Genomic DNA, 9,043 nt, shown 5'->3' with positions numbered 1-9,043 from the left:
GAAGAGGGCGCCACCGCGCCGGACGACGGCAACGACTGGGGCGAATTGCCGCCGCAGGCAGTGCCCACTGCCCAGCTCGACGGCGCGAGGCCGCTGCCGACAAAAAAGCCCTGAGCCCGCACACCTCGCCCGGCGCGCAGGCCGGCGACGGGGCTCACGCGGGCCGCATCCGTCAGCGCGGCGCGGCGGCCAGCGCGCGCCTTCACTGGCCGCGCACCCTACTGGCCAAGGGCGCCGAGCGCTTGCGGGCGCCGCACCTGCGTTTCCAGCAGCAGGCGGCCGAGGCGGGGACGCTGCACTGCCTGGTGCTGGATTGCTCCGGCTCGATGCTCAAGCGCCGCAACCTGGCACTGGCCAAGGGCCTGCTGCTGCGCTGGAGCGAGCAGGTCTATTGCCAGCGCGGCGAGCTGATGGTGATCGGCTTCGCCGCCGGGCAGGCGCGCCTGCTGTGCAAACCGCAGAAGGCGCGGCCCTCCAATCACGCCTGGATCGATGCCATCGGCGGCGGCGGCGGTTCGCCGGTGGCCGCGGCGCTGGAGCTAGCCGAGCGCACCTTGGCCAGGGAGCGCCGCAACGCCCGCGGCAAGCGTATCGGCCTCTGGCTGCTCAGCGATGGGCGCTTCCACCCGCTGCCGGCGCGACCGCCGTCTGCGGATTTCTGCGTAGTGGTGGATTTCGAGAACGCGTCCGTGCCGTTGGGCCGCGCAGCGCAGATCGCCCGGTCATGGGGCGCCGAATGCGTGCCCGCGAAAAATCTGCTTGCTCGATAGGCCGCCGACAGGGTTTTACCTGGCGTCGAAGCAGCCCGTACAATCCCGGACGACCCCGGCCGCGCGACCCGCAGCCAGGGTGCAGCGGCAACACGCAGGTTAGGCGCCACTCAAGCCAAGTTACCCGGCAGAGTCCGGGTAACCGTCGATTACAAAGAGTCCCGTCCGACCGATGCCGAGTTTCCTGGAAAGCTTTATCAGACCCAGACAGTCGCTCCAGCGGCTGGCTTTCGTATTCGTGGTGCTGGTCATCCTGTCGATCATCGGCCTGGACATCTGGCAGGCCTGGACGGCGCGTCGCGAAACGTTGCGCATGGCGGAAACCACCACTTCCAACCTCACCCGCTCGCTGGCGCAGCATGCCGAGGATGTCTTCGAGGAAGCCGACCTGGTGCTCGCCAACGTGGTCGAACGCGTCGAAACCGACGGCACCTCCCACGCGCAGCTCGAACGCCTCAGGCGCCTGCTGCAAGGCAATGTCGCTTCCCTGGCACAGCTCAACGGGCTGTTCGTCTTCGATCGCAACGGCAACTGGCTGGTGACGTCGGAGGCCAGCGAGCCTCCCGGGGTCAACAGCACCGATCGGGATTACTTCACCTTCCACAAAAACAACCCCGACAGCGGCGTGCACATCGGCCCGGTGATCAGGAGCCGTTCCACCGGGCGCCTGGTGCTGCCCGTTTCCCGGCGCATCAACGCGCCGGACGGGAGTTTCGCCGGCGTCGCCCTGGCGGCGCTGCGGGTGGATTACTTCCGCAGGTTCTACGAAGGCTTCGACATCGATGGGCAGGGCGCCATCGTGCTGGCGTTGCGCGACGGCACGCTGCTGGTCAGGCGGCCCTTCAACGAAACGGTCATCGGCAGCAGCCTCGCCGGTGGCAGGATCTTTTCCGAGCTGATGCCGCAGGCGAAGGCCGGGACCGTCACGCTTCACTCGATGGTGGACGGCATCGAGCGCCTGTACGGCTACCAGGCGCTCGACAAGTATCCGCTGGTGGTGGAAGCGGCGCAGTCCCGGCAGGCCATCCTCACGCCCTGGGAAGCCAACATCTATCGCTCCGCCTATATCGTCGCCCTGATGATTTTCACCATGGGGATCTTCGGCATCGTGCTGATCCGGCAGATTCGCCGCGGCATGCGCGCGGAAGCGCAACTCCAGGAGGCCCACCGCGAACTGCGCAAGCTGGCCTTGCAGGACGGCCTCACCGGGCTGGCGAACCGCCGGCGGCTGGATCAGGCATTACCGGACGAGATCGCCCGCGCGCGGCGCAATGGCAAGACCCTGGGGCTGATCATGCTCGATATCGATCATTTCAAGGGCTACAACGACCTCTACGGTCATCCCGCCGGCGACGCCTGCATCAAAGCCGTGGGGCGGGCGATACAGATGTGCGCCGGGCGCGCCGGCGACCTGGCCGTGCGTTACGGCGGCGAGGAATTCCTGATGCTGCTGCCGGAGACTGACGCACAGGGCAGCCAGCGGATCGCCGCGCATATCCTGCAGGCCGTCCGCGACCTGAACATTCCCCACACCGGCAACCAGATGGGCATCGTCACCATCAGCGCCGGCGTCCACAGCTGGCGCCCCGACGGGCACGAGCCCGGCGCGGAGGAACTGCTGCAGGCGGCCGATCAGGCGCTGTACGCGGCCAAGGCCGGCGGGCGCAACCGGGTGTTCCCCGAACCCGCCTGAGCGGGCGCTCGAACAGCCAGCGCGCGCGGCGGTCTATCGAGGACGGTCCATCGACCTTCGCATCCCAGCGGTTGCATGCGACTGGCGACGCGATGGCGGGACATTTCCAGGAGCGGGTAGGGCATGAATCCTTTCACCGGTATTACCCCGCGGCGCGTTCTGGTCACCGGCGGCACCGGGTTCATCGGCGAAACCCTGGTCCGCCAGTTGCTCGATGCCGGTCACTCGCTGTGCGTGCTGACCCGCCATCCGCAACGCGCCAGCGCGCGCTTCAACGGCCGCGCACGCTGCATCGACGCGCTGGACCGATTGGCGGCCGACGACGCCTTCGACGCCGTCATCAACCTCGCCGGCGCGCCGGTGGTAGGGCCGCGCTGGAGCGCGGCGCGGCAGGAAACGCTGCTGGCCAGCCGGGTCGGCACCACCGAAGACCTGATTGCCTGGCTCAAGCGAGCCCGGCACATCCCGGCGGTGTGGGTACAGGGATCGGCGATCGGCTATTACGGCGTGCGCGACCCGCAGGAATCCCTCGACGAGCAGAGCGCCATGGGCCGCGGCTTCATGGCCGAACTCTGCGCGCGCTGGGAAGCGGCGGCGAAACCGGCGGTGGCGCTTGGCGTGCGCCAGGTGACGATGCGCCTGGGCGTGGTCTTCGGCCCCGGCGGCGCGCTCAAACCGTTGCTCCTGCCGCACCGCCTGGCGCTGGGCGGGCGCCTGGGCAGCGGCGAGCAGGTGATCAGTTGGGTGCATCGCGACGACGTGTTGCAGTTCATCGCCCGTGCGCTGGGCGAGGAGCGTTTCGACGGCGTGTACAACCTGGTGGCGCCCGGCGCGGTCAGCCAGGCCGAATTCGCTGCGACCGCCGGCCGGGTGCTCGGCCGACCGGTGTGGCTGCACCTGCCGGCGGCGCCGATCCGCTGGCTTGCGGGGGAGATGGCGGAGCTCTTCGTCGATGGGCAGAGGGTGGTGCCGAGGCGACTGCAGGAGGCGGGGTTCGGGTTTCGTTATCCGAGTCTGGAGCCGGCGTTGCGGGATCTCGCTTGAGTGTATTTTTGAGTTCGTAGGGTGGATCGCGCTTCATCGATCCACCGGCGGTGTAACGGTGGATGAATAGAGTGTCATCTACCTGCATTTTTGCGTGACTTTAAGCGTCTTTGCGGGCATGGCCTTTATGGCGATTCTGAATTACTGAGTGGTTTGAAGCAGGGGTTCCGCTCTGCTGAGCGGGTTCCTTTTGGCATCGCCCCAAAAGGAACCAAAAGGTCTAGCCCCACCATACGGGTCTCGCTGCGCGAGACTTCCCTCGCTCCATCGCCGCTCCGGGGGCCGGCATACACGGGCCATCCATGGCCCGATATGCCTCTCGCCGCATCCATGCGGCTCACTCCCCTACACGACGATTCCACTCGGCCTCCTGAAGGGGCGGGCGGTGGTGTCTGAGGGTTTGAGGAACGAAGAGCAAAATCGGAAAAGCGGAAAGCTCGTAGGGTGGATCGCGACCTTTTGGGTCCTTTTGGCGGGGCCGGCCATCCGGGCAATGCCAAAAGGAACCCGCTCAGCAGAGCGGAACTGCTGCGTCAAACCACTCGATAATCCAAAGAGAGCTCGTAGTCAGGGGCGCAACCTGAGGTTCCAGTCCACACGTAAGCTCAGGATGGACAGGCTGAGCCAATCCCCCCGAGGCCTGAAATGAGGGTGATTGCTCCCGCCTCAGCCCGTCTGCTGCGTCTCCAGCAGGTCGACCTCCCGGATCAGCTTGCGTGCCTGTTCTTCGCCGAGGCGTTTGTGCCGCAGCAGGCGGAAGAATTCGTCGCGTTCGGCGCGCAGGCCGGCGAGGCGTAGCTGGCGCTCGATCTCCTCTTCGCGCGAGGCGTTCTCGCGGGCGCCTTCCTCGTCCGGGCGGGCGCGCGTGTCGATGCGGTAGCGGTACAGGTCGGCGATGCGGCCGGCCGCCTCGATGTAGCGGTCGGCGTCGGCGCGGCCTTCGCTCATCTCGTGCTGGGCCTGCTCGATGGCCCGTATCGCGGCGCGCGCGGCGATGTCGCGGGCGCGGTCGATTTCCGCCTGGTGGCCGGGCTCGGCGGGCACGTCGAGACCGCCCTTGAGCAGCAGCGGCATGCCGATGCTGGCGACCACCAGCGAAACGATGATCACCCCGGCGGCCAGTAGGATCGCCAGGTCACGGGCGGGGAAGGGCGTGCCGTCGTTCATCAGCAGCGGCAGGGTCAGCACACCGGCCAGGGTGATGGTGCCGCGCGCGCCGGCCACCGTCATCACCGCGGCCACCCGCCACAGCGAGCGCGGCGCATCGGTGCGGCGGCGGTAGATGCTGAAGCGGATAGACAGCCAGACCCAGCAGAAGCGCAGCGCGCCGAGGGCGAGGTTGATCACCACGACGTAGAGCAGCAGCCAGATCGGTTCGTGGTGGCCGGTGTCGCGCACCACCTGGCTGGCGCCGGCGACGATGCCCGGCAGCTGTTCGCCGAGTAGCACAAAGATCAGGCCGTTGAGGGAGAACTGCAGGGTGTCCCAGACCGCCGTGCGGCGCATCCGGGTGACCGCCAGCGCCCTGCCGGAGAGTTCGGTGTAACTCATGCTGATGCCGGCGGCGACCGCGGCGAGGATGCCGGAGAAATGCAGGTGTTCGGCGAACAGGTAGGCGACGAAGGGAATCAGCAGGCTGATCAGGATCTGCGCACCGGTTTCCTCGCCGAAGCGGCGCGAGGTCCAGCTCTTGATGCGGGTGATCACCCAGGTCACCAGCACGCCGATGGCGATGCCGCCCAGGGCCAGCATGATGAAACTCAGGGTCGCATCGGAGAGCACGAAGCTGCCGGTCAGGGTGGCGGCGATGGCGAAGCGCAGGCAGACCAGGCCGCTGGCGTCGTTGAGCAGCGATTCGCCTTCGAGTATGTGCATCAGGCGCTTGGGCACCGGCACCCGCGCGGCGATCGCCGAAACCGCCACCGGGTCCGTCGGCGAGATCACCGCGGCGAGGGCGAAGGCCACCGGCATCGGCATCGACGGAATCAGCAGGTGGATGAAGTAGCCGACGCCGAGCACGGTGATGAAGACCAGGCCGAGCGCCAGGGCGAGGATCATCCCCTTGTCGCGCAGCAGGCCTTCCTTGGGAATCCGCCAGCCGTCGAGGAACAGCAGCGGCGGCAGGAACAGCAGGAAGAACACCTCCGGATCGAGGTCGAGGCGCCAGTTGCCGATCATCCCGATGGCGGCGCCGATGGCGATCTGCATCAGCGGCAGCGGTAGGGGAACGGGCAGCATGCGGATCAGCGTGCTGCTGACGATGACTCCGACGAACATCACCAGTACCAGCGTGATGGTTTCCATGGGCGGACTCCTGGCGGCGGGACAAAGCGGGGGAGTGTAACCGATACCTTGCTATCGATTGCCCGGAAAGCGGACGGGAGTCAGGCGACCCAGAAATACAGGAGCGTCAGGTTGGCCAGCGAGATCAGCCCGAACAGGCCCCAGGCCAGGTATCGGGTCAGCCGGCTGTTGACGAACGGGCCCATCAGCTGCCGGTCGCTGCTGAAGCGGATCAGCGGCCAGAGGGCGAACGGCAGTTGCAGGCTAAGCACTACCTGGCTGAGCACCAGCAGCTTGCCGACCGCGCCGTCGCCGAGCCAGACCACGCCGATCAGTGCCGGTATCAGCGCCAGCGTGCGGGTAATCAGGCGGCGCTGCCAGCAGGGAATCTTCGCCTGCAGGAAGCCTTCCATCACCACCTGCCCGGCGAGGGTGCCGGTGAAGGTCGAGCTCTGCCCGGCCGCGAGCAGCGCCACGCCGAACAGGATGCTCGCCAGCGTGCCGCCGACCAGCGGGTCGAGCAGGTGATAGGCGTCCTGGATCTCCACCACGTCGGTGTGCCCGCTGCGGTGGAAGGCGGCCGCGGCGAGGATGAGGATCGCCGCGTTGATCAGCAGCGCCAGCGACAGCGAAGCGATGGTGTCGAGACGGGCGAACCTCACCGCGCTGCGCTTGCTGGCGAGGTCGCTGCCGTTGACCCGGGTCTGCACCACCGAGGAGTGCAGGTAGAGGTTGTGCGGCATCACCGTGGCGCCGAGGATGCCGATCGCCAGGTACAGCGGCTCCTGCTGGCTGAGCATCTCCCAGGATGGTCTGAGCCCGGCGGCGACCTCCGGCCAGTAGGGTTTGATCAGCACCAGTTCGACGAAGAAACACGCGCCGATGGTGGCGATCAGGCCCAGCACGATGGCCTCCAGGCGGCGGAAGTTGGCGCCCTGCAGGGCCAGCACGATCAGCGTATCGAACGCCGTCAACACCACGCCGGTGGTGATCGACACGCCAAGCAGCAGGTGGAAGGCCAGCGCCGCGCCGAGCACTTCGGCGAGGTCGGTGGCGATGATCGAGAGTTCCGCCAGCAGCCACTGACCGCGCGCCACCCGCGGGCTGTAGCGCTCGCGCGACAGTTGCGCGAGGTCGCGTCCGGTGGCGATGCCCAGGCGCGAACAGAGGTTCTGCAAGACCATTCCCGAGAGGCTGGCGAGCACCACCACGAACAGCAGCGCGTAGCCGAAGCGCGAGCCGGCCTCGATGGCGGTGGCCCAGTTGCCGGGGTCCATGTAGCCGATCGAAACCAGCAGGCCGGGGCCCATGAACAGCAGCGCCTTGCGCGCCAGCGAGGCGTTGGCGGGCACGTCGATGCTGTGGCTCACGGCCGATGGGCAGAAGGGCGCGGTGGCGGTGGTGGGGAGCTTGAACATCACGGGCTGGGGATGGGGTCGTATCGGGAAGGCTGCAGCTTAAACGGCACCCGTGACGAAGTCTCGGGTTATGGCAGGCGATCATCGCCACGCATGCTGCGCCGTCGCGGGTCGCCTTCGCCTACACTGAGGGGCGCGCAGGCCGACCTGGCGCGCCGCTTCGTTCACCCCGAGGGACAACAATAATGAGAGTGTACCGCGTCGTTGCTTTTCTCTGGCTCAGCGCCTTTTCCCTGTTCGGCTTCGCCCAGACCCAGGCGCAGACCGATGCCTACGCCAAGGAGGCCAGTCAGGCCAAGGCGCTGCTCGGCAAGGCCATCGCCCACTACCGGGAGAACGGCGACAAGGCGCTGGCCAGTTTCAGCCGCCAGGGCGAATTCATCGACGGCCAGCTGTACATCTACGTGGTCGACACCTCCGGCGTGATGCTCGCCAGCGGCGGGCCCTCCGTCTCGCTGATCGGCAAGCCGGTGGCCGGTTTCCTCGACGACGACCTGCGCCCGGTGTTCCAGCGGGCCATCAGCCAGCCCGAGGACGGCCAGATCCACAGCGCCGAATACCGCTGGTGGAATTGGAACGACGGCAAGGTCGAGCGCAAGCACGTGTTCTACCAGCGCGTCGGCGAGCGCATCTTCGCCGTCGGCTACTACATGCCGCGTTCCTCCGAGGCGCAGGCCCAGGCGCTGCTGCAAAAGGCCGCCGAAGCCGTCGCCGCCGATCCCAAGGGCACCCTGGAGAAGATCAACCGTTCCGGCGACAAGACCTTCATCGCCGACGACCTCTACGTCTTCGTCGTCGACCTGAACAGCAAGCGCTTCGTCGCCCACGGCTTCCAGCGGCGCCTGGTCGGCACCGACTTCTCCGCGCTCAAGGCCAGCGATGGCCAGCCGATCGGCCAGCAGATGCTCGCCGTGATGGCCGCCGGCAGCGAGGGCGAAGTGGATTACCTGTGGCGCAACCCGATGACCGGGCAGAGCGAATACAAGCGCACCCTGCTGCGCAAGATCGGTGATTACGCGGTGGCCGTCGGCACCTACGAGCGCCGCGAGTAAGCGCGTCGGGCGAGGTCCGGCCGGGCCTCGCCGTCTCGTCTTGTCTGCGCGATCAGTGCAGGACGATGATCTTGGACACCAGTTCGGCGCTGTTCTTCGCCGCCAGCTTCTTCATCAGCCGCGCCCGATGCACTTCCACCGTGCGGTGGGAAATCCCCAGCTTGCGGCCGATTTCCTTGCAGGTCAGGCCGTTGACGATGTGCGCGGAGATTTCCCGTTCGCGCGAGGTGAGGTTCACCGTGGCGCGCATCGGCCGTTCCATACGCTCGAAGTGCCAGACCATCAGGCGGAAGGGTTCTTCCGGGGTCAGCGTGTAGCCATCGGCGCGCGCCCAGAACACCTCGCCGTCGCGCTGCTGCATGAAGCGTTCGTCGGAGTAGGAACGGCTCTGCCGCAGCCAGCTCAGGCAGCGCTCGCCGATCGCCTGGTAGTCGGCGCGGGACGGGTAGAGGCGCAGGATCAGCTCGCCGAGCAGCTCCTCGCGGCGATAGCCGAACAGGCGCTGGAAGGCCTCGTTGAAATCCAGCATCAGGCGGTTGGCGGTGATCACCTGGGGCGCGGGTGACACGCGGAATGCCAGGCGTTCCAGGTCGTCCAGTTCGGCGGGGTTGGCAGCCATCGCGGGCCCTTCTTGTCGTTGTTGCGCCCAGCCTACGCGAGCCGTTCGGCTCCGCAAGAAATACTCACACCTGTACGTAGTTGTACGAATGGCGGGCCTACGCACGGCTGGGTCATTGTAAATCCGACGCTGCTTCACGCCTTGCGGCGCTGGCGTCCCGGTCC

General features: G+C 67.2%; 6 protein-coding genes and 1 pseudogene. 4 read left to right on the top strand and 3 right to left on the bottom strand.

Annotation, left to right across the window (positions count from 1 at the left end):
• The 3 genes and pseudogenes from B2X67_RS15465 to B2X67_RS15455 all read left to right on the top strand — a co-directional run.
• Window positions 1-770 (top strand): vWA domain-containing protein (locus B2X67_RS15465; RefSeq protein WP_286786036.1); only part of this gene is annotated, 770 nt, incomplete at its 5' end.
• Between the two features lie 241 nt (window positions 771-1,011).
• The gene (locus tag B2X67_RS15460) at window positions 1,012-2,463 is read left to right on the top strand and encodes a sensor domain-containing diguanylate cyclase (RefSeq protein ID WP_286786035.1); all 1,452 of its coding nucleotides are present in this window, start codon (window positions 1,012-1,014) and stop codon (window positions 2,461-2,463) included.
• A 126-nt stretch (window positions 2,464-2,589) separates the two neighbouring features.
• Window positions 2,590-3,507 (top strand): annotated as a pseudogene (locus B2X67_RS15455) (TIGR01777 family oxidoreductase); the annotation flags it as partial.
• Window positions 3,508-4,173: 666 nt separating this feature from the next.
• On the opposite strand, the gene B2X67_RS15450 reads toward B2X67_RS15455, so the two are convergent.
• On the bottom strand, window positions 4,174-5,811 hold the full coding sequence (locus B2X67_RS15450; protein ID WP_286786033.1) for a Na+/H+ antiporter: 1,638 nt from the start codon (window positions 5,809-5,811) through the stop codon (window positions 4,174-4,176).
• An 80-nt stretch (window positions 5,812-5,891) separates the two neighbouring features.
• The gene (locus B2X67_RS15445; protein ID WP_273228753.1) at window positions 5,892-7,208 is read right to left on the bottom strand and encodes an Nramp family divalent metal transporter; all 1,317 of its coding nucleotides are present in this window, start codon (window positions 7,206-7,208) and stop codon (window positions 5,892-5,894) included.
• A 185-nt stretch (window positions 7,209-7,393) separates the two neighbouring features.
• Here B2X67_RS15445 and B2X67_RS15440 point away from each other — a divergent pair, with 185 nt between their 5' ends.
• Window positions 7,394-8,260: a cache domain-containing protein gene (locus tag B2X67_RS15440; protein ID WP_286786032.1), complete on the top strand. Its 867-nt coding sequence runs from the start codon at window positions 7,394-7,396 to the stop codon at window positions 8,258-8,260.
• A gap of 52 nt (window positions 8,261-8,312) precedes the next feature.
• Here the strand turns inward: B2X67_RS15440 and B2X67_RS15435 are convergent, their stop codons facing one another.
• Complete coding sequence (locus B2X67_RS15435; RefSeq protein ID WP_286786031.1) at window positions 8,313-8,879, bottom strand: LuxR C-terminal-related transcriptional regulator; 567 nt, start codon at window positions 8,877-8,879, stop codon at window positions 8,313-8,315.
• Between the last annotated feature and the right edge of the window lie 164 nt (window positions 8,880-9,043).

This window comes from Pseudomonas sp. UBA3153, assembly GCF_002364635.1.
GTDB lineage: Bacteria > Pseudomonadota > Gammaproteobacteria > Pseudomonadales > Pseudomonadaceae > Pseudomonas_O > Pseudomonas_O kuykendallii.
This window is presented reverse-complemented; position numbering and strand designations above follow the sequence as displayed.